Below are 22141 nucleotides of genomic sequence, written 5' to 3' on the forward strand. Positions count from 1 at the left end.
AAGGAGGTTCATCAATGACGACTTGTAATCGTGTAATTATCATTGGTTGGGACGGCGCTGGCGATTTTGTACGTGGGGCACATACGCCGCATTTAGACCGTTTGTTTGCAGCTGGGGCTTCGACACTTGAAGCACAAACTGCATCGCCTACCATTAGCGCTGAATGTTGGGGGACTCTGCTTCACGGAGTTTCTCCTACAAAACATGGCCTTACCAATACGAAGGCGGAAAAGGAAGAGTTTCCAGTTGATTCACCGTATCCTTCCATTTTCCGTGTGGCTAGGGAAACTTTTCCCGAAGCTAAATTAGCCGCATACAGTGCTTGGAAGCCCATTAATTTTGGCATTATTGAGCCGTCTATCGGCGTACATAAAGTCTCGATGCCTGATGGCGAGCTTGTGCAAGCTATTGCTGCCTATATACATGCAAACCCCGACTTCAAGCTGCTCTATGTACAATTGGATTTGCCAGACGCTGCAGGTCATAAACATGGCTACAATACATCAGGGCAACATCGTGTTATCGAAGAGTCTGACCAACACATGGGCGTCATACTAGCAGCACTGGAAGAGGCTGATCTGCTAGAAGATAGCCTCATTATTGCCGTCACGGATCACGGTGGCGGTGGTGAAAATGCTTTCAACCACGGCAGCGATCATCCGCTGGATAAAACGATCTTCTGGGGCTGTGCAGGTCCTGGCATCACAGCTGGGACTAAGCTCGCTAGCGTCGACATTACTGACACAGCCACCGTCGTGGCTTACGCACTTGGCATGAAGGTTCCCGCTTCTTGGGAGGGGACATTGCCTCAGGGATTGTTTCACCAACCTTAATCGCAGACGCACAATATCGCCCCCGCCATCATGCGGACACGACAAAAATCCGACTTCGTCCGAATGGACCAGGTCGGATTTTGCTTTGTACACTCATGAGTTCATTCGGCTTGGTGTTCTAGCTGTTGCTCGATAACCATGCCTCCTGCTAATCGCAGCCACGTTTCAAATTCGCGCTTTCCTTGCGTCAACCGGATGACCCGCGCACCTCTTGGGAACCCTTCCCTCCCATAAGTGTTATACCCTGTCGCTCTCCCGTAACAAAGTCGAATGCCATGTAATTCTCCCCAGTAATCATTGATATGATCGTGACCAACAAAGGTCCCCATTACATCGCCTCGTTCCAACATAGCGGCAAATAAGCCAGTGTTTACTTTCGGAGAGCAGACTTTCTCCAGCTTATTGCCATAACAGGTCTCGCTATCCCAAACTTCTTTATACTCAGGCAGTGGAATGTGGAAAAAAGCTAGTGCTGGCAACGGCGTATTCGTATTTTGTCCGTGGATCGCTTTAGACTCGTTCAAATACCATCCAATCTGATCGTGTTTAATCCAATCATAACCGCCGACACGTGGATTCGTAGACGCAGCTCCTGAATCTAGGAAATATAGGACAGCTGCGGTATTTCCCGCACTATCCTTCACTTGTAAGGAATAATTGCCTACACCATGAATGTCTTCCGGTCCTGTCTCTGCTAGCGCATGAGGATGCTTCCTTACCGCATCCATGAGTTCCTCTTTGCTGATACCCATCTCCGCGTCATGATTACCAAAAACGAAAGCCCATTTGATTTTGCGTAATTCTACGGCCTGAACGGCCTCTTGCAAAGCTTTTACCGGATCCATACATCGTATTTCACCCTCACCCACAGGTCCCGTGTAGATCACATCGCCCGTGAACACGACAAGATCTGGACGCTCCGCATCAAGCACTTCCTCCATTAAACGATGGGAGAGCTGGTCTTCTGGGTCATTATTTTTCCAATGAATATCGGTAAATTGTACGATTGTAAAGGTTTGATCGTTACGAAAGGAAAGCTGAGTCTGCATGATGTAGTCCCCTTGGGTTATCATTTTCGATATTTTGTGGTTTGTTTATGTTAATTGTTGTAGTTTCTGTCATTAATCCTAGTATACAACCACTACCCCCATAAATTCTAGTTATTTTCGCGAATACTTGTTGTTTTAAATTGTTTATTCTTTGTTATTGTTGAATATTATGTGTTACTGCGGTAAATTAAAAGTATATAGAGGAGAGGGCTGATTTCGTGACTACGGTAAAAGCGATTATTTTTGACCTGGATAATACCCTGCTGTGGGATGAACAAAGTATCACTCAAGCTTTTCAGGAAACCTGCAGATTGGCAGAACAATTAACAGGGGTTGACCCTGATCTATTCGAACAAACCGTTCGGGAAACAGGAGAAACCCTTTTTAAGCAAATGGAGATTTTTGAATGGGCTAACATGATTGAAGTCACTTTCCTTGAGGCATTGTGGGGTAATTTCACATCAGATCATACGTGGCCCTTACGTAAGTTAAAAGAATTAACTCCCTCTTACCAGAGAGAAACTTGGTCTCGAAGCCTCTTATCCGTTGGGATTGATCAACCTGAGCTTGGATCACGACTGGCAGTTCAATTCGCCCTTGAGCGACGACAACGTCCGTTGATCTACGATGACACGCTAGACGTGCTAAATCACTTACACGGTACCTATGTACTGCTTATGATGACGAATGGCTCCCCAGACCTCCAGCAAGAAAAAATCGATAGCATCCCAGGATTGGCTGACTACTTCGAACATATTATTATTTCGGGCACGTTTGGCGTTGGAAAGCCAGCGCCCTCCATCTTCGAACATGCCTTGCAACTACTAGACATGTCTTCGCAGGAAGTCATGATGATCGGCGATAATCTGCTTACAGACATCCAAGGAGCCTGTCATATCGGCATGCCAAACGTTTGGATCAACCATCACCAGCGAGAAGTACATACTGATCATAAGCCTACCTATGAAATTTCACGCTTATCCGGCCTCATTCCTATTTTGAAAGATCTAGAGAACAGCAAGAATGCTACCACATCTTCATCATAAATCGTTCTATATATAAAAAAGGTCCAGCACGAATTCTCCTCCGGCTGGACCTTCTTCTGTTACTCGCTGACTAACCAATATACACCCTTTTGCTCGAGGGTATCTTTCCAATCCTTAGGATAAGGCTGATCGGATACGATTATATCTACTTGCTCTAAAGGAGCGATTTGCGTAAAAGCTTGGACACCAATCTTCGATTGATCGGCTAGTACAATAACTTGCTGTGCGGATTTGGCAAATTGCTTGGAAATGTAGGCTTCATTAAAATCATAATCGGTGATGCCGCTTGAAAGCGAAATACCTCCGACGGATATAAAGGCTTTATTCAAGAAGAACATCCCCAGCATTTGTTCACACAGAGGTCCTGTAACCGATTGTTGATCAGGATTCAACTGACCTCCCAGGATAAACACTTTACCTGAAAATTTATGATGATGAAGGGCATCTGACAAATAAGATGCGATCGATATCGAATTCGTAATCAACGTTAAATTGCGTTTCCCCACAATTGCTTTAGCTAGCTCCAACATGGTTGTTCCTACATCCAATGCGATCGTATCGCCATCTTCAATCAATTGTGCGGCACGTTCACCGATCTTCTTCTTAACGTCAGTATGCAGCTGTGCTCTTTGGTCATACGAAGGTTCACCATAGGCATAGCCGGAGCGCACAGCACCGCCATATACACGGCTTAGCTTACCTTCTGATTCTAATACATCCAAGTCGCGACGAACGGTTTCTGATGATACGCCAAGCTGCTCGGCCATAGGAAGAACCTTCACTTTACCTTCGCGGTATAAAACTTCCAGTATCATTTCTTTTCTTTCCTGTGCCAAAAGCGACAAGTCGAACACCGCCATTCATCTTTGATTTTCTTTGTTTTTGTGAACTTCCTTTGTTTCACAAATTGTATGCAACATTCGTAGGAAAGTCAATAACCAATAGCTCTCTACTTCTGCTCGTTCAGCATCGCACTGCCATACACACCAAAGCTGCTTAATGTGGGATTGATACGCGATTCGGTCACTTTCAGTTGAATGTATCTTGCGTTCACCTGTTGGAAGCTGCAGATCTTCTTATACCCAACCACAGTGCCTGCACACAAGCTTACCCACTCGTCACCTTGCTTGTAGGCCAACTTGAAGCGTTCAATCCGTTGCCCCAATTGGATACATTCCTGCAAAACGATACGGTCAAACGTCATTTCCTCACCAAGGTCAATCACAAGCTCAGCCTGCTCAGTCCCTTCCTGAGGACACCAATAGGAATCGGACCGACCATCGGTTAGATTCCCTGCCTCAACAGTTGTATCCCTTGTTTGAGAAGCCCACACATTCGCTCCTTCAGCTAGGTCCTGCTCATAGGTAGCCCGGAGCCATTGCCCAAATTCACGCAAATGGCGTGCATCGGTCTCATGAATGAGCCCACGTTGATCCGGTGGAATGTTCAGCAGAAGTGCGCTGTTTCCGCCAACTGTACTCTCGTACAGATCAATCAATTCATTGACCGTTTTCACCTTATCATCGTCAACAGGATCGTAGAACCACTGGGGCCTGATCGATACATCCACCTCGGCTGGGTACCAAATCATTCGATTAGCTTCCGTCAAAACAGCTCGGCTTCCCAGATCTTCAGTATCTGCATTGATTTTTTGTGAAAAAGCACCATCATCCTCTTGTTGCGATTCGGATTGAATTTCCTCGATATTTCTGCGAGCAGCAGGTACTACACTCCATTCCGATTCACGTGTGTGACCAGCTTCATTGCCGCACCAGCGAACATCAGGTCCACAAATGTTAATGACTGCGTCTGGCTGCAGCTCACGAATTATACGATAGGTTGTTTCCCAATCGTATACCTGCATTTTACCGTTCGGTCCCTCACCGCAAGCCCCATCAAACCAAACGCAAAAAATCTCACCATACTTTGTAAGAAGCTCGCGTAATTGATTTTGGAAATAGGCGTTATATAAGGGGGAATCCCCATAACTAGGCTCATGCCGATCCCATGGCGATAGGTAGACACCGAATTTTAACCCTTGAGCACGACAAGCTTCGGCTACATCCCTTACAACATCCCCTTGCCCATCCTGCCATGCAGTAGATTTGACGGAATGGTCTGTATATTCACTAGGCCAGAGGCAAAATCCATCGTGATGCTTACAGGTTAGGATGACGCCAGTCATTCCTGCTAAACGGCAGGACTCCACCCATTGTGCAGCATCATAGGCTGTTGGATGAAACAACTGAGGATCCTCATCACCTAATCCCCATTGTCTCCCTGTAAAGGTATTCATACCGAAATGAATAAAAGCATAAAACTCCATCTCTTGCCAAGCCAATTGGCGTGGAGTGGGAACTACCTTAACTGCTTCTTCTATGGAAACTGCCATCTGCTTCATGCTCCTTATTCAATCATATCGTAACTGCCAACTGACTGGCCGAACGTGTTGAAAAGAAACCCGACCACGCCATCAACAGGCACGATCGGGTCCTTTCATTTCATCAGACTTATTTGGATTTCTCTTTGTAGAAGTCGTTCGTTTCTTTAATATGCTGTTGGAAGCTTGCATCATCTTTAAACTGTTTCACCAGTTTATCCCAATCCTCAAGCGAATTTTTGCCAACAATGACATTGACCATCATATCGTTTACTTTTTTATCCCAGTCTGCTCCCTTTTCCTTAAATGGTGCGGACTTCATCAACCCGTAAGTTGGATCTGGAATGGAGGAGATGGTATCAATGACTTTTGCATTTGCTTGGTAAATTTCGTTTGGCATACCCGCTGTTTTGGCTCTTGTATACTTATCGAAGTATCCCGTTACCCACTGACCTGTCGTATCGCCGGAATACCCTTTATTCTTACCTTCTTCGGTTTGTTCTACGCTTCCGTCAGCTTTGACTGTGAAGTCAACATCTTTGATGCCGTAAGTAGCCAAATTGTAGCCATCAACAGTAGCCGTGAAATCGTAAACTTCTAGAATTTTCTTCAATTTCGCTTCATCAACGGATTTCTTATTGATTAGGAATTGTCCATAATAACCACTTGCTTGCTCATAATAGAATTTGCCATCTGGCGCTTTTGGTATTTCAACAGCAATAAGGTTTGCTTGCGGATTTACCTTTTGCAATTCCACGTTATATTTATAGGCATCAACCACGTTCGCGAACGCTACGCCTGCTTTATTCTGAACGAGCATATCTTTAATTTGTGCTGCCTTAAGTACTGGGAAATCCGGAAGAATGCCGCCTGCTTTATAGGATTTATTCCAAAATGCTAGCGCATCTCTGGTTTGTGGTGTATACCAATACGGGATCAGGCTGCCGTTCTCATCTTTCCACTTCGTGCCTGTACCAAACATGGATAGTATCGTACTCGAAGGTCCATTTGCCCCAGGAAGGACAGCGCCATAGGTGTCAGCTTTCCCGTTGCCATCTGGATCTTTCGAGGCAAAAGCTTCGAGAACTTTGGACAACTCATCCATCGTTTTCGGCTGTTGTAAGCCTAGTTTATCCAACCAATCTTTGCGGATCAGCATGGACTCGTGGCCATCCAACGGTCTTACACGTGGAAGGGAGTACAATTTCCCTTTCAAAGAGGCGTTCTTATATACGTTATCTGGATACTTAGCTAGGTTAGGGTAATTTTTAATATAAGGACTTAGATCCCAGAAAGCACCTTGATCAACGGCATTGAGAAAAGCAGGTGTATAGTTAAAATCTTCTAGGAATAGCACATCGGGTAAATCTCGTGAAGCAAGCAGCGCATTTAGTTTCTCTGTAATTTGAGCTGCTGGAATCCAATTTAACTTCAGATTGACGTTGAGCTTCTCATTTAGCTGTTTCACGGCTTCCAACTCACCTGTTGGTGCTGCGGCGAAGGCAAGCGTTGTTATGGAAATATCGGTTGGTTTTGCTGCAGGTTTCGCTGATGCCGCTGTCGTACTCGCTGCCGAACTTGCTGGAGCAGCTTCATTCGCTTTCCCACAAGCTGCTAAAGAAGCGACTAGACCCGTTGCTGTTAAGAGTACTGCCAATTTTTTGACCATTGGTTTCATGTAAAGACCTCCCGTTTATATGCTTATTATACAATTAGAATGATTGACCCGCATGTCCAGTACTTCCCAGCATCACCCCTCTCAGGTACATGGCTCTCACCCCTTCACGGAACCAACCATCATACCCTTAACGAAATACTTCTGTAAGAACGGATACACCATAACAATGGGTAAGGAGGAGATCACGACTGCTGCCATCTTAATCACTTGTGGAGGCACGGTCCGTTCACTTTCCAGCATGGCGGCCACCGAAGGATCAGCCATTTGCGATGCGGAAATGAGCAGCATTTGAAGGAGTACCTGCAACGGACGCAAGCTATCGCTATTGATGTAAAGAACGCCACTAAAGTACGTGTTCCAATAAGCTACTGCATAGAACAGCCCGAATGCGGCAAGCGCCGAGACGGAAATCGGCAGCATAATGTGGAAGAACACGCCGATATCTGAGCAACCATCCATTTTAGCCGCTTCCTCAAGCTCATCTGGAATTTCCTGATAAAAGTTTTTCATCAAGAAGACATACCATGCACTGGTCAGCGCTGGCAAAATGAGCGCCCAGATCGAATCCATTAAACCAAGGCTATCCACGAGCAAATAGTTTGGAATCATGCCCGGATTGAATAGCATGGTCATTAGGATGGCAACAAGGAAAAACTTCTTCCCTTTCAACCGTTTACGTGAGAGCACATAAGCTAGTGCACTTGTCACAATTAAGCTTAGTAAGGTACCAAAAACCGCTAGTATGCCGCTTATGCCCATCGCATGAACGAACGCATTCGTAGAGAAGATATATTCATAAGCAGACAAGCTCCATTTTTCAGGAATCAGAACTAAGGACTTCGTCAAATACTCGGTTGGATCGGTAAATGAAATGATCACAACGTAAATGAAAGGCAGTAAGGTAACAAGTCCAATTATCGTGAGTAGCGTGTAGTTAAGGACATTAAATATCTTGGAACCTAGTTGATTATCCATGTTAGTAAAGTCCCTCCTCACCGAACTTCTTGGCTACACGATTGGCTGTAACAACCAGTATGAGTCCTACAACTGATTTGAATAATCCAGCAACCGTTGCATAGCTGAACCGGCCTTGTTGAATACCGACACGATAAGCATACGTATCAAATACGTCAGCTACCTGCGATACAGGCCCGCTTGCCATCAGGAAAATTTGCTCAAAACCTACATCCATCACTTGGCCTAAACGTAGGATTAACAACACAATAATCGTGCTTTTGATACCAGGAATGGTGACATTCCGCATCTGCTGCCATCTTGTCGCACCATCAATTTGCGCAGCTTCATACAACTCCGAATTAATCCCAGCCAGTGCAGCAAGGAAGATAATCGTTCCCCAGCCTGCTTCTTTCCAGATACTTTGAGCCGTAAGCAAAGCCCAGAAATAATTAGGCTCCGTAAGGAATTCAATCTTATGCCCGCCGAATTCGACGATTAACTGATTAATGATCCCGCTGCTTTGACCTAGAATTAAGAAACAAATACCGACGATGATTACCCACGACAAGAAATGGGGCAAATAGATGACCGTTTGTACGATTTTCTTAAAAGGTAAACTCTTCACCTCATTCAACAATAGGGATACGACAATCGGAATGGGGAAGAAAAATACGATATTCAGAAGCGAGATGGCCATCGTATTTCGAAACAACATCATAAAATCCGGATTAGTGAAAAACTCACGAAAGTATTTCAAGCCAACCCATTCGCTATCCCAGAAACCTAAATAGGGAGAGTAGTTTTTAAATGCTAACAGCAATCCCCATAACGGCACATACTTGAATATGAGGAAAAATAGTAAACCTGGCGCGGCCAATAAATAGAGATATTTGTCACGCTTCAGCGCGACTTGCCACTCGTGTACCCATGATTTCTTAGATGTCTTTCTTTCTTCTAGTCCACTCGGCATCACGTTCTGAAACTGTTCCACTTGACTATGTGACAATGTCATCACCTCTCATTAGTTACGATTGCATCTCGTTGTTTTGCTTGAAACGATCGTACCCGATCGTCAGTCATAGGGACAATGACCAATTCTTATCCGCGGTTTGTGGGAAAGACAAAAAAGGAGAAACCCCGTAACGACGGGGTTTCTCCTCACTTCTTTCTCTTTTTTCGCCTTCATATGAATCGTTAAAATAATATTTGGGCATTCTAATTTTCTTGATTTTCTTCGTCGGATCCTCGGAATTGACCTGGCGTCACGCCCATATGCTTTTTAAATACCCGAATGAAATTCTTCATCTGGTACCCCACCCGCTCAGAAACATCGGATACGGATAAATCCGTTGTACGAAGCAACTCAATAGACTTTTCAATCCTTACCTTGGTCAAATATTCAATAAAGGAGACATCCTTTTTCTTTTTGAACAACTTGCTTAAATATTGCGGACTTAACCCACAAATTTGCGCACACTGATCCAGCGACAAATCGAAGTGATAGTTCTCCTCCATATACCGAACCACTTTCGCAATTAACTGCTCATGCTCTTGATGCTGCTTGCCATGCACATAAGCAACAATGGGCTCGACCAATTGTTCTTTAAACCAGACATTCAATTCATAAGTCGTACTAATATTGCGAATATAGAGATACGGATCTTCATTCGATGCGCCAAATAATTGAGCGGTATCCAATCCGAGCATGTAGGCCGTTCGAATCGCAGCTGTAAGCAGGCGGTAATACGACATTTGAATAAGCTCAGGCTTCTGGATCGCAGCCCCCATCGCCTTCGCAAACTCGTCCATCATCCTAACCGCTTCATCACGATCGCCTAGTTGCAACGAATTCTCAAAATGCGTCTCAATTTCCAACGGATAGCGATAATGCATGTCCGAATGACTTTTACTGTTCGTATGCGAAATGACTTGATTGCCGCCTACGATCATGCGTGAGCGGACCGCAAGCAGTGCCTCTTCATATAGTTCAGGCAACTCCCCGATATGCTCGCTTTTTCCACTGAGCCCGATCGTAACTTGGAGATGTAAGTAGTCAGATACAAGCAACCGCAGTCTCTCAGCAAATTGTTTGATGTCCGACTCTTCATCTTCAGCTAGTAGAGGATCCCGATACAACCAAACAGCAACCTGATCATTCAGCAGATTGATGCCGATCCCTTCCATCTCATGGGTCTGCAAAAGTTCACTCGCGATATTTTTCACTGCAAAGACAATTAACTCACGATCATTTTCTTGAAAACGCACCTTACCTTCCGACTGCAGATCGAAGGCAATCACGATGACGATACTCTCCTTATGTGCAGGCACGTTATACCTTCGCAGCATGGCCGCTAACTGATCCTCGGAGTAGTAGAGGAAGCGTCCCTGCAAGAGCTGCAGAGCAAAGATTTCGCGAATCAGCGGCAACTGGTCACTGAGCTGTTGCTGCATGTCATTCGCTGTATTACTGAGTTCTGCCCATCTTTTATGTACAAAGCCTACTTCATCAGTTTCTACATCTTCCCCTTGGCCATCCTTGACATAAGCGACAAGATTCTGAATCGGTCGATACACGCGTCGTGTGCCCCACAGCGTTATAAGCGCTCCGAACACCAAGCATATGAGAACGATGACTAGTGTGATTAATTTGATCCCATTGGACTTGGCGTTCAATTGATCGATCGGAACCATATTGATATATTGCCATTTGTTATATGTAGACGTGATCGGCGTCACCATGTATTCGGTCTCATTGAAAGCGAACTGGAAGCGCTGTTCGGATCCGATATGCGCAACCCGATCAAATAAACCTGGAGGAACCTCGCTCCCACCCATAGAAGTAACAAGAGCTCCTTTTTCGTCCAAAATGAACATTTGTTCACCTGTATAGCTGATAAACCGTTTCATGATGTTTTTAAAGAGATCTTCATTGATACGAATAAACATGAGTCCGATCGGCTGTTTGCCAAGCAGTGGCAGTTTCGCAATTAACGTAACGCCATTGTCGTTATATCCCGGTAGCAACGAGTATGGCCCGCTGACCCATCTGAGCTGATCATCAGAGGCGAGCTCCTTCAGTAGCTCTTCACGTTCCCCCATGCCTTCAATTCTTCTCCCCCCAAAAATAGGCGAGATTAAGTATCCTTCATCCGGTACGTACACAGCTACATCGCTAGCTTCTTTATTCCCATTCATGAGGGCAGATAATTCACGTGAAATCCCCGAGTAAAAACCGGTATAGTTCGTGCTCTTTAACTCCACCAAGTTAGAGCTAAAAAATGTACCTAGCAACATTTGAATCGCATTGTTTTGCAAGCGATCTAACGTGGAATCGATGGTAGCAGATACGTTGTTTAAGATCCGCACATTCGATTGGTTCACTTCACTCTGTACAGCAGATGCTGAATATAAATAACTTCCTACCCCAACAATGAGAACAGGGATGATCGCAGCGAACAAGGAAAGAGTGACCATATTGCGAAAGATCGTTTTGCTTCGAAAAAAACGCTTCCAAAAATTCGTGATTATTTTGCGCAGGGCAATCACCTCGCTAACTGAATTATGAGCATTTTAATCGGTTAGCCGTAGAAAATCAAGTATCTCGAGAAATAAGGATGACCCGACTTCATCACATAGACGAAGTCGGGCTGTATTTGTTTGAATGCATTTAGAAGGTTATGACTTTAAAAAGGCAATAGCGTTTACTAACTTTTCAGCGAATCTTGCATCGATTTTTTTACCTGATTGTGCACGAATATGATTTTCTAACGCATTGAATGCCTGCTGTGTTTGTGTTTGATTCAAATGCTTCTGAAGTACATCAATCATGACTAGCAAGCTGTTATAGATGCCTTGGTTGGTAATCCAACCTCGCTGATACGCATACCTTACTAATTCATCCAAGTGACCTACATCCATCATAACTTTTAGTGTGTATGCTGATCTTGTTTCGTTCCCCGCTATATCCGTTGCCGTAACGACTACGGGATGATCGCCAATGGGCAGACTCAATGGACTGAACGTGTAGGGGAGACTTACAGTTTGGCCATTTAGCTCTAAAGACTTTGCTGCCACTCCGCTTTCAGAATCAGAAATGTCGAAATTTAAGCTGCCGCCCGATGTCCAATAGACAGCCATCGAAACAGTTGGCGTGATAACGGGAGCTGTCGTGTCTTTCTTGAACGTTACGACATGCGTTTTGCCTACGGAACCTGCTACATGGATCTGGAGCTTTAACGTCGGCAACGTTTGTACAACCGTAACTGTACTATCACTACGCACGAGGGATAGCGCAGCCTTGTTCAGCTCAAGCGTAATCGTGCTTTGCTTTTGTGTTGGATCCGATACAGCAATGGTTAACTCCGATTGCGATTCCTTCACCATGACGGAAGCAGGATTGTGCGCGGAGATGAAATCAGCCGTTCCTGGTTGCCAGAAATTCGCCGCGGTAATACCGAGCTTCTTCTCTTTAACCGCATGTACATCCGCCGTATTGCTCAGAACCTCTACATCAGGCGCTTGGCTATATAGTGCGGTAGCCTGTGCGTCTTTATGCGGCAGCATCACGTACGAATACGAAGCATTCGAAGGCGTTGCCCCGTGTTCAAAAGCTAGACTCATGTAATTCCGAGTGACTGGCGTCGCCGATTGGCCGCTGTTCATCTCGCTCCATTTACCTGTTCTTGCTTCACGCAGTCCATACACGTTGGCCGCTTCTGGGAAATAATAGCCAATGTCCGTTCCTGGCATATTTCCAGCCAAATGAGCCCAGTTAACGTTCTCCATCGTTTCCGACCAACCAAGCTGTGATGGTTTGGCTGCTCCATCCACGGTGAGCCTATTATCCCCCGCATCACTCAACTTGCGGTTATCGATCATCGTTTCTACAGGCTGCGGTCCAGCTTTGCTGCTCGAAATGCCTGCACCCAATGCGACGATTTCATCATCGAACATAAACCAAGACTTTTTGCCTTGCAGATCGCTTCCCGTCACCTTCGCTAAGGAAAAATCCATCCCAGACGCACCGTAAAGCCCGTCGATTGTCGATCCTCCCACCCACTCTTTTGCATTCATGTACGAGGTCCATTCACCTGGCGTCACGCCTTTGCCTGAGCCATTTGTTGTCGTACCTGGCAAACGAAATGAATCTACAGTCGGCCAGAAATCATTGCGATACTGGTTAAGATCTTGATCGTAAAGGTACGTCATACCGATCCCCGTATACCAACCTTTTAAATTCTCGTTATTGCCCTTCTCAAACGCTGAGATCCGATTGGAGAACATGCTGATTCCAAAGCCGTACCCCTCACGCAAATGAACAACACGGTCCATACCAGCAAATACCTGGTTTTTGATCAGTTCTCCTCTAGGCTGAATCGAGGCATCGTTCAAGAGATTTTTCACAAGACTCAATTCGTAGACAGGTAATCCATCGAAATAATTGCTATATGTCGTATCGGACAAGATCCACTCGCTCGCCATCCGCTTAATGGATAACGCCACATCAGACGGCGCCCCTTCCGCTAAGCGAAGCAACGTTGTAATCGTGCCTCTGGCACTGCCTGCAGCTTGCCTAGACATGCCTCTGCCATTGACCATATCCATGTAGAGACCTTTATAAATTACCGGCTCAAACGTATCTGACACCCATTTATACACGTTATTGACGTTGGGATCTGTCACTGGCCAAGGGGAACCGTTCAACAAGTACGTCATATCAGCGGCTCGGCTTAACCACACGGCTCCGTATCCAGCCGTATAAGCGATATTGGTGTGTTGAACAAGTGAGCCATCTTCATAAACGCCGTCTCCATGATCCGCGTAAACAAACTCCGGACCTATCGCATCGCGTCCTTGCATGATCTTGGCACTGTTATTTCCAATCACACCCCGAACCGTAGCAACCAGTGCTTTATCCAGCAGATTAGCCCCCGTCATTTTGACTCCTTTGACACCAAGAACGGAACCTACCTTCGGATCTGGACAAAATTTATCAATCGGCTTCATAAATTTGGTAAGCTGCGCCTGTGTTAACTGCCCATACATGAGCACGAGAAGATCATTTAAGGTTTGCGGTACACCAATCTCCCAGTCCCACCAATTCCCATATGGGCTCTTGTTTTCGTTATATCGGTTCGTGTACATCCATTCCATGGCGCTTACGATATCATCTCGCAGCGACGTATTGTGATACAAAGACGTCCCCTGCATGTTGTAGGCTAATGCCATTGTTTTTAAGCGAGCATACGATGTGCTAATCTGGCTTGAATCTGTTGTGCTCGTCATATCGCTCCATATATGTGTCCGATTACCAGCTTTGTTCACGCGATCCCACAAGCCTGTTTGATCTGCATTGGATACACTCTCTGCCAGTTTAGCGAGATTAGCGGCCATATCCGAATCCGCAGGATTGAACAGGGTGCCTCCCGTTAATTTATCGGCCCATTTTTGTCGAAGTGCACTGTATGAGGCTGCCATTTCCGCTGATTCAACGTTTATCGTACATTGCGCTGAAATCGTTCCATCTGGTGTTGAAACGGTAATCGTTGCCGTCCCAACCCCTACAGCCGTCACTTTTCCATTGCTGTCCACTAGGACTGCATCCGGATTGCTGGAAGTCCACATGACCGTTCTTTCCACTGCGTTCGTCGGAGTGAGCGCCGCTGTGAGCGTAGTCGTTGTATCTTTCGTCATGGAGATCGCGCTTGGATCCAACGCAATTCCTGTTACTCCGTTATATTCCTCCAGACTGACTTCATCGAACCATACTTTCCCTACACCTGTCTCCAGAAACGGTTCGATGACCAATTTAGTCGCACTCGTTGGTATCGTCATAAACACTTGCTGCATCGTCCAATCGTTCGTACCCAACAATTTGGTGGTTGAGGGACCGTCTCCAACTTTGCTTGTGTTATAAAATTGTGTTCGGAAGTAGGCTCCTGTACCTGTTACGTTCTCCGTTTTCAACCACATTTTCAAACGGTAGGATTTCCCCGCGGTCACTGTTGTTACCGTCTGATTAATCGAAACTCTGCTTGTTGCAAATGCATCTACCAAGACCGACTTACTTCCCTCATGGGCTGTCGCCGTATCCAGCGTAACATTCACGGTTTTGTTTGGAGCCTTCCCGCTTCCAGTAGGAATCCATAGCCCCCAACCCGCGGGAGCATTTGCGCTGCTCCAATTGGTATCCGTGGCCGTTGTCGCCTGCTCGAAACTTCCGTTCGTCATCAGATTCACCGCAGCAGCTTGCGCTTTATTGGTTGCGCTTTCATAAAATGGAACAGACGAGGCAACCAGACTAAAAAGCAAATTAGCAGCTAGCAGTATACTCACTTTCTTTTTGACCTTCTTCATCAATTCATCCTCCCGTGATCACATTCTATCGATCCTAAAGACTATGAAACAACTTACTTTTCCTTATGTAGGTCTTCTGGCCATGCACATATCCGATCGTACCTGACCGCTTCTTCCGTGACAATGACCAATTATTGCTTCGGAAATCGTAGGAGACAAATAAAAGAGAACCCCGTTGTTACGGGCTTCTCTATCGATTCAATGCACTTTTTTTAACATATCTCAATCCTTCATATCCATTTATGTGCATGCTAATTTGCACGGGCGACACGTTAACAAGCCTGCTTTGAAATCGTCATTGACTATAACGACTAATCCGTTTAATATAAATGTCAGTGACTACTGACATTTTGTTCGGAAGAGGGATAACGCTATGGACAGCAGCAAGATGGGAAGCAGCGATAAACTACTATTAGCAGCACTCCATTTAATCGCGGAAAAAGGCTATAACGGAGTAACGACGCTGGAAATCGCCACAGCGGCTGGCCTCAGCGAGAAGACCTTATTCCGCCATTTTGGCACGAAACAGAAGCTTCTCGAAGCGGCATTCGACCGTTATCATTATGCGGAAGAGATGAAGAAACTGTTTGCCGAGAAGCTCGTCTGGGACTTGGAGAAGGATCTTCTTCTCGTGAGCACGACCTATCATGAGATCATGAATAGGAACCGGAAAATGATTCAGATCTCCCTCAAAGAAGATGAGGGTCAATTGCCAGGTTTCCGTGATCGCACCCAGAAGCATCCGCAGCAGCTGCTAGAGATCTTAACCAACTATTTCATTGAGATGTCCCAAAAGGGGAAAATCGTGACATCGGATCCTGAGTTGCAGGCATTTTCATTTATGATGATGCACTTCGGGGCGTTCATGAACGATCTCGATCAACATAAAAGCTATCCTGGCATCACCTTAGCTCCTTTCATACAGGAGAGTATCAAATTATTTGCTAGGGCTTTACGGCCCTAGTTTTTTTCTCACAACAATGTCAGTAAGTACTGACAGTCTTTTTTTCGAAAGGAAGTGCCCTCTTATGGCAACTAAAGCAACACTGCAAACCGCTGACAAATTAATGCGTGTTCTCATGTTCACCATGACCTTTTCCATGATGAGCGGCGTCATGTTCAATATTGCCCTGCCCAAGATCAGTAAGGAATTTGCGCTGACGATAGCCCAAGTAAGCTGGTTATCCTCTGCTTATATCATGATATACGCCATTGGTTCCGTTACCTATGGGAAGCTCGCTGATCGTTACAGGTTAAAAGATATTGTTACTTTCGGACTCCTCTTATTCGCACTAGGCTCTGTAATCGGCCTGACGTCGCAAACCTTTGGTATGGCGCTAGTCGGACGATGCTTACAAGCTGCTGGTGCCGCGGTCATTCCCGCCATCTCCATGATCATCCCATTACGATACTTCTCTCCCGAGCGAAGAGGTGCCGCGCTTGGCATGACGGCTGTTGGCTTAGCTTTTGGGAACGCGCTTGGGCCTGTCATTGCAGCCCTCATTATAAGCACACTTCACTGGCGTTGGTTGTTCGCTGTTCCACTTGTTGTACTGGTTGCACTTCCCTTTTACCGCACATATTTAGGCAATGAGCAGCCTGGAAGATCCAGCAAGTTCGACTGGGTTGGCGGCGGATTGTTAGGTGTCACCATTGCTTTACTACTGCTCAGCGTATCTAACGGCTTGTGGCTTTTGATCGGAGCGCTGCTCGTTCTAAGTTTATTCATGGTGCGAATTCGCACCGCGGGTGATCCCTTTATTGCACCAAAACTATTTCAAAATCGAAAATATACGCTGGGACTTACACTCTCTTTCCTCATCAGCAGCAGCTGTTGCTCACTCTATGTGCTTAGTCCCTTGTTGTTAACGGATGTTCAGCAGCTTCCTTCCGTATGGATTGGCTTTGCTTTGGTTCCTGCCGCTGCTGCGGCTGCCATATTCGGCCGCAGAGGTGGCAAGCTTGCTGATGCCAAAGGTAACTCCTATGTCGCTTACATGGCTTCCGGCTTATTGCTAGCCTGTTTCCTTCTGCTAGCAACTTTTGCGGGCAGCTCACCGCTATTCATTGCCATTTTCCTGGTTCTTGGCAATGTAGGTCAGTCCTTCATCGTCATTGCGGTGAATAATTCCGTTTCCCGAACCCTGCCGGCAGATCAGGTCGGTGTGGGTATGGGCATGCTCTCGATGGCCAATTTCATTGGGCAAGGTATCGCCATTAGTTTGTATAGCAAAGCCGTCGATCTAGGATCGGCTTCGATAAGTCACTGGAATCCCCTTTACAGTCACGGATCCGGTGTGATTTTTAGCAATATCTATGTCGTGCTTGCGGGTTCGCAGCTCTTGATTCTGGGGATTTATTACGTGTCGTTTGGAAGACAGAAGCTACATCGCAAGGGAGTAGTGAACGAGGCTACAACTGCTGCTTAGAGTAAATAAATCCATTGTCTTGGCCGCTTGGAAAGTGATTTCATCACTTACCTTGGACTTATCCATTAGAATGAGCCCAAACTTGCTACGTAAAGAGTATTTGAGTGGACATATCCAATGGATTTGCCTCAAGCGAGCCTAAATTATCTACTTTGAGTGGATATATCCAATCAAATGCTTATATTATGTGCAACTTAGCACCCTACGCTGGATTTATCCAACACAAAAAGACCGCCCCGAACAATTTCACTTGTTCAGGACGGTCTTTCACTCTACTCCGCGTCGCTGCCCGCTGATGCCGCTTCGCGCATCGCAGACATTGCCTCGTCGATGGAGTCGCCATTGCCACCGCCAACCGCGCTCGTCATCTCCGCACTATATGCCCACCAGCGCACACGCACATTGCCTTGCTCGCCGGATTGCTGCACTTTCACACCGATACGGAACGTACCCTTCTGTGGGTACGCGATCGTTCCGATCTTCACCTCAGGTGCATCTGGCTCAAACTCACTGCCTTTGAACACGTCCGAAGCACCGCCATATACGCGATCTCCGCTGGCAAGAATATCAGAGAAGGAGTCGCCGCTCCGCTCTTCTAAGCTCGTGATGATCAACACATTCCCCTCGCCAAGTCCGTGTACAATCTCTCCAGAGTAGAAGCTCTTCATCGCTCTTCCGAATGGAGATACAGCAATCTTCGTGAATGGTTCAATCGGGATGTCAACATATCCACTTACAATGCCTGCAATCCCGCTGCCACCGCCAGCTGGAATACCCAAATCGAAAGACAACTCGCTGATCAAAGGGTTGTAGTTGACATTCAGCTCTGGCGTTTGGCCTGGTGCCAACGTTTTTACCTTCGATTTCGTTACGAATTGACCTGCTGTTTCTTCGCGGTACTGAGCGGCTTGCCCAAGTCGATACATCACTGACGTATTGTAGACATATTCACCGAACGGTACTTGCTCAACACTTTCAATGACATACGTTGGTCCAACTTGGATCAAGCATATTTTGGCCAAATAAATACATGGCTCCGATGGCGCCTCTAAGGAAGCTTCCAAGGATTGCTTCACGAAATCCGACATTAACCGCTCTTTCACCGCTTCGGTTACGATGCTAATCTCGCCAATGGATTGTGCTTGCAGTTCCAATTGTCGATCATCCAGTTTCAAAGCCGCCGTACCCGCTTGCACACCAACTGTCGCTTTTACAGAAGCTGTGCTATCTGCGCGAAGCAGCACCTTCATTTCATACTCACTCTCTTGCGCATCCTGCGGCTCTTGGAACACGATCTTCGTTCCATTGATCGCCTCGACGCGGTTAGCATCCAGATCATATTGGAAGGACAATCGTCCTGCTTTCAACGTTTTCTCGAAGCGCAGTGTCATCTCGAACAACTGCCCTGGATTCACATACCGTGGAGTCGTTTGCAGGACACGTACTTGTTTATCCTGGTACAGGACAATCGTCTGATCTGACAATGTAGCCAGCGGCAATGAAGCCGGGTCCGGCGCATCCTCGCGAATAAATAGACGATAGCTTTCTAACACGCGATTATAATCATTAATTTCGTCCGAACGGACGGAAGAGTTCGCTACAGCGTGAACGGGTTCTTTTTCTTTTTCATCATAGGCAATGCACAAGTATACGTTCTTAGCGTACTGGTTGTTACTGAATCCATCCATCATGGAAAGTTTCATAGTCATCGGAGATGGCACGACGATTTCCCGTCCTAAGGCATCAATAGCGGCACCCATTTCGACCGAAACGGACTTCTCATCCACCGCTACAACCTGCAAGCCTGTTAGAACGCCAGAACCATGCAGTAACCGATTCATCATGCGGCGTTTATCATTAAAATACTTTTGCTCGGACTCGAAATCTCTGACCGTCAGCAGCTTCCCATAGAAATACCGATTGCGTTCAAACGGGTAATAACGTGATTTTTTCATAACGATCCCCTCACCTTCTCTGACTCATTCATTTTCCACATAAGAAAGTATAAGTTTTCGGCTTCTGAAAACCGCTTTCTTATTGGTGATAAAACCTACCTCTTAACGCGGTCGCTCATCTGTGAATGGCTCCGATAGAGGTTTTCTCACTCGATTTCGGAATCCAGTCCCAAGCGTGTATGTATATCCATCCGTTTATCACGATCCACATCAATCAGCACCGTATTGTAAGGCATCGACGAGCGAGAATCGAGGGTTAATAAGGTTGGCTCAGATAAGTACGTATTAATACCCAGGTACGTATGCATATCCGCATACATCCAAGGCTGCAACACAATCAGTTTGCCTTCCGTATAGGCCGGCTTCTGATCGTCAATAATTTGCTCAATCACTAAGCGCTGCTCATCCGTACGCACGCTTTCTGGCTTAAGGAGGACACAGAACGTATACGGATTGTCACCATATAACTGGGTGAAAAGCTGGCGCAGCTCTGACGTCTCTTGCATTTGCTTGAACTGGAAATATTCCAGTATGAATGGCTCTGCACCAGTGTAAATCTGAAGCATATTCATCAAGCCTTCACGCGTGCCCCGCAGCTTGTATAATTCAGGAGCCCGCTTAATGAGCTCTCTGAGCTTCTTCTCGCCCCAAGCCTCATGCTCGGTAATGGCTAGCCAACCGCCTAACCACTCCAGATACGGCCCCGACACAGCATCAGGATCAAAATGACCCGAAATCCGATCAATCGTATCCTCCATATCGTCAAAAAACGTAGAAAACATCGCTAGAAACCTCTCAAGGAATGGGCTATGCTCCTCATCCTGCTGATACATCGGCGGTAAATAGGCAATCAACGAAGTTCGTGGATAGTACACCCTCAGTTTGCGAATGAATGGCGATTTCTGCTCGCTGCCGACCAGCTCAATCTTGAACCAGAGATAACGCCCCTTCGCTTGCATCAGCAACGCATCCTTTGGATTCAGAATCGGCTCTGACCATAAGTCGCGGGTCGCTCTTAGCTTTTCTTTGACCGAAATATTCGGATCTGTGAAATAGTCAGTGAGATTGACATAATCCCCATCAACCATTCCTTCACTTTCATCCGAGGCAAAATATGAGAACCGAACCTGCGTCTCCTCTGGGATATCTGCTTCGAGTCGGATTTTGTGCCACGTCGTCTCAGTCTCCGTCGTATCCAGATCGGCAGAGAAGTACACCGCCTCTGGCAATTGGGTATCCTCCAGCAGCATCGTGCGCGCCCTAAGGTCTAGCAAGCTGATTTGCCCACTTAACCGATCAAACACATACAGGCGATTGCGACCATCCTGCACTAATTTATCTGTTCGTCCTCGAAAACCCGTTACTTTATCCGAGGGGTCGCCATTGCCGCGATATTTTAAAATAAACCGCTCCGTCACACCTTCTTGCTGCGCGTAACCGCTATCCCCTATATAGAGATTATGATTCGTATCAATGGAAATTCCGGCAAATCGGCCCTCTTGCTCCAACTTAAAATGGAACGGCTCTCGCCCATCTTCATGGAAAACCGTCACGGAACGTTGCTGGTTATCCAGCAGAGCTATGGTTCCATCTGTCGCCGCAGTATAATAACGCCCTTGCAGCTCAGCAATGGGAATTGCCTCCGTCATACGATGTGCCTCATGCTCATACACACGCAGCATCTCTCCAGCTGAATTCCACTGAATAATGCCAATCCGCCCGTCTTTCGGGACTTCGGGACTTCCATTCATACCAACCGTAATATCCAAAGGTACCGCTATATACAGCATATTCGTAGCTTGTAACTTCGTATTTAAGGAGAGCGGATATAAACTCAAACCTTCCCAGGACTGTATCGCCCACATGGTCTGACCGTTTGAGATGGAGTAGACAGCAAGTCTTCGCTCTACCCCTTCGCTTGCATCCGCAATCACAAGAAGATCCGACATCGATGCCAGCATCGCTTGTGAGCTAAATAATTCGTGGCCCTGACGGAATAGCAACTCTCTGTGTCGGCTTTCGTCGTCATAAATCCACACATTCGCTGTCTCGTCCAACAAGATTAGCTTTCGCCCAGGTCCCACCGTCATCTCATGAATCGGAGGAATACCTTCAAGCTCATCCGTGCGAACGATGCGATGAATGCTGTACTTCTCCGTCTGCTGAATCGAAAATCCCTGCTCCAGCATATGAATATTAGCCTCAAAGCCCTCTTCCCAATCCATCCGCTTGTTTAGCGAAAAAAACGTTTGTCCATCCTGCATCGTTCGTCACCTCTTTTCTGTTATATTTGCTACTTTTGTTTAGGGAGTAAGGGCAAGTGCAGGGCAAGTGCTACTGCTACTCAACTGAACGCAACTTCTACGCCACCGCAGCATGCAGAACTTCCCACCGGCGCGCAAAACACATTTAAATGGATTTTATGCAGCTAATTTTGCGATTTCCCTCCACGTAGGAG

General features: G+C 46.3%; 14 protein-coding genes. 4 read left to right on the top strand and 10 right to left on the bottom strand.

Features of this window, described 5'->3' with window-relative positions:
- Positions 1-14 precede the first annotated feature (14 nt).
- Positions 15-833 carry an alkaline phosphatase family protein gene (locus AC58QM_RS31025; RefSeq protein WP_497288618.1) on the top strand — a complete coding sequence of 273 codons (819 nt, stop codon included), beginning with the start codon at positions 15-17 and terminating at the stop codon, positions 831-833.
- 101 nt (positions 834-934) lie between these two features.
- Here AC58QM_RS31025 and AC58QM_RS31030 read toward each other — a convergent pair whose 3' ends face one another.
- A complete protein-coding gene (locus AC58QM_RS31030) occupies positions 935-1882 on the bottom strand; it encodes a metallophosphoesterase family protein (protein ID WP_497288619.1) in 948 nt (315 codons plus the stop codon).
- A 218-nt stretch (positions 1883-2100) separates the two neighbouring features.
- On the opposite strand from AC58QM_RS31030, the gene AC58QM_RS31035 reads away from it, so the two are divergent.
- Complete coding sequence (locus AC58QM_RS31035) at positions 2101-2928, top strand: HAD family hydrolase (protein WP_497288620.1); 828 nt, start codon at positions 2101-2103, stop codon at positions 2926-2928.
- A gap of 59 nt (positions 2929-2987) precedes the next feature.
- On the opposite strand, the gene AC58QM_RS31040 is transcribed toward AC58QM_RS31035, so the two are convergent.
- The 7 genes from AC58QM_RS31040 to AC58QM_RS31070 form a co-directional block, all read right to left on the bottom strand.
- Positions 2988-3743 (bottom strand): DeoR/GlpR family DNA-binding transcription regulator, encoded by a 756-nt coding sequence (locus tag AC58QM_RS31040; RefSeq protein ID WP_497288621.1) that lies wholly within the window; start codon positions 3741-3743, stop codon positions 2988-2990.
- Positions 3744-3877: 134 nt separating this feature from the next.
- Positions 3878-5320, bottom strand: a complete 1443-nt coding sequence (locus AC58QM_RS31045) for an alpha-L-fucosidase (RefSeq protein WP_497288622.1) — start codon at positions 5318-5320, stop codon at positions 3878-3880.
- A 118-nt stretch (positions 5321-5438) separates the two neighbouring features.
- Positions 5439-6986, bottom strand: a complete 1548-nt coding sequence (locus AC58QM_RS31050; RefSeq protein ID WP_497288623.1) for a type 2 periplasmic-binding domain-containing protein — start codon at positions 6984-6986, stop codon at positions 5439-5441.
- 96 nt (positions 6987-7082) lie between these two features.
- Positions 7083-7961 carry a carbohydrate ABC transporter permease gene (locus tag AC58QM_RS31055; RefSeq protein WP_497288624.1) on the bottom strand — a complete coding sequence of 293 codons (879 nt, stop codon included), beginning with the start codon at positions 7959-7961 and terminating at the stop codon, positions 7083-7085.
- 1 nt (position 7962) lies between these two features.
- Positions 7963-8913, bottom strand: coding sequence for an ABC transporter permease (locus AC58QM_RS31060; RefSeq protein ID WP_497288694.1), 951 nt, complete (start codon positions 8911-8913; stop codon positions 7963-7965).
- A gap of 245 nt (positions 8914-9158) precedes the next feature.
- The gene (locus AC58QM_RS31065; protein ID WP_497288625.1) at positions 9159-11417 is read right to left on the bottom strand and encodes an AraC family transcriptional regulator; all 2259 of its coding nucleotides are present in this window, start codon (positions 11415-11417) and stop codon (positions 9159-9161) included.
- A 201-nt stretch (positions 11418-11618) separates the two neighbouring features.
- Entirely contained in the window at positions 11619-15299 is a 3681-nt protein-coding gene (locus tag AC58QM_RS31070) for a polysaccharide lyase family 8 super-sandwich domain-containing protein (RefSeq protein WP_497288626.1), read from the bottom strand.
- Between the two features lie 373 nt (positions 15300-15672).
- On the opposite strand from AC58QM_RS31070, the gene AC58QM_RS31075 reads away from it, so the two are divergent.
- Both AC58QM_RS31075 and AC58QM_RS31080 read left to right on the top strand, forming a co-directional pair.
- On the top strand, positions 15673-16263 hold the full coding sequence (locus AC58QM_RS31075; protein ID WP_497288627.1) for a TetR/AcrR family transcriptional regulator: 591 nt from the start codon (positions 15673-15675) through the stop codon (positions 16261-16263).
- Between the two features lie 64 nt (positions 16264-16327).
- The gene (locus tag AC58QM_RS31080; protein ID WP_497288628.1) at positions 16328-17728 is read left to right on the top strand and encodes an MFS transporter; all 1401 of its coding nucleotides are present in this window, start codon (positions 16328-16330) and stop codon (positions 17726-17728) included.
- A 272-nt stretch (positions 17729-18000) separates the two neighbouring features.
- On the opposite strand, the gene AC58QM_RS31085 is transcribed toward AC58QM_RS31080, so the two are convergent.
- The gene (locus tag AC58QM_RS31085) at positions 18001-19683 is read right to left on the bottom strand and encodes a hypothetical protein (RefSeq protein ID WP_497288629.1); all 1683 of its coding nucleotides are present in this window, start codon (positions 19681-19683) and stop codon (positions 18001-18003) included.
- 146 nt (positions 19684-19829) lie between these two features.
- Positions 19830-21947 (bottom strand): phage tail protein, encoded by a 2118-nt coding sequence (locus tag AC58QM_RS31090; RefSeq protein ID WP_497288630.1) that lies wholly within the window; start codon positions 21945-21947, stop codon positions 19830-19832.
- Between the last annotated feature and the right edge of the window lie 194 nt (positions 21948-22141).

This window comes from Paenibacillus sp. J22P165, assembly GCF_059692015.1.

Coding starts and splice junctions, on each gene's coding strand:
- AC58QM_RS31025 (WP_497288618.1), top strand. CDS start 15: ATGACGACTTGTAATCGTGTAATTATCATTGGTTGGGACGGCGCTGGC.
- AC58QM_RS31030 (WP_497288619.1), bottom strand. CDS start 1,882: ATGCAGACTCAGCTTTCCTTTCGTAACGATCAAACCTTTACAATCGTA.
- AC58QM_RS31040 (WP_497288621.1), bottom strand. CDS start 3,743: ATGATACTGGAAGTTTTATACCGCGAAGGTAAAGTGAAGGTTCTTCCT.
- AC58QM_RS31045 (WP_497288622.1), bottom strand. CDS start 5,320: ATGGCAGTTTCCATAGAAGAAGCAGTTAAGGTAGTTCCCACTCCACGC.
- AC58QM_RS31050 (WP_497288623.1), bottom strand. CDS start 6,986: ATGAAACCAATGGTCAAAAAATTGGCAGTACTCTTAACAGCAACGGGT.
- AC58QM_RS31055 (WP_497288624.1), bottom strand. CDS start 7,961: ATGGATAATCAACTAGGTTCCAAGATATTTAATGTCCTTAACTACACG.
- AC58QM_RS31060 (WP_497288694.1), bottom strand. CDS start 8,913: ATGCCGAGTGGACTAGAAGAAAGAAAGACATCTAAGAAATCATGGGTA.
- AC58QM_RS31065 (WP_497288625.1), bottom strand. CDS start 11,417: ATGGTCACTCTTTCCTTGTTCGCTGCGATCATCCCTGTTCTCATTGTT.
- AC58QM_RS31070 (WP_497288626.1), bottom strand. CDS start 15,299: ATGAAGAAGGTCAAAAAGAAAGTGAGTATACTGCTAGCTGCTAATTTG.
- AC58QM_RS31075 (WP_497288627.1), top strand. CDS start 15,673: ATGGACAGCAGCAAGATGGGAAGCAGCGATAAACTACTATTAGCAGCA.
- AC58QM_RS31080 (WP_497288628.1), top strand. CDS start 16,328: ATGGCAACTAAAGCAACACTGCAAACCGCTGACAAATTAATGCGTGTT.
- AC58QM_RS31085 (WP_497288629.1), bottom strand. CDS start 19,683: ATGAAAAAATCACGTTATTACCCGTTTGAACGCAATCGGTATTTCTAT.
- AC58QM_RS31090 (WP_497288630.1), bottom strand. CDS start 21,947: ATGCAGGATGGACAAACGTTTTTTTCGCTAAACAAGCGGATGGATTGG.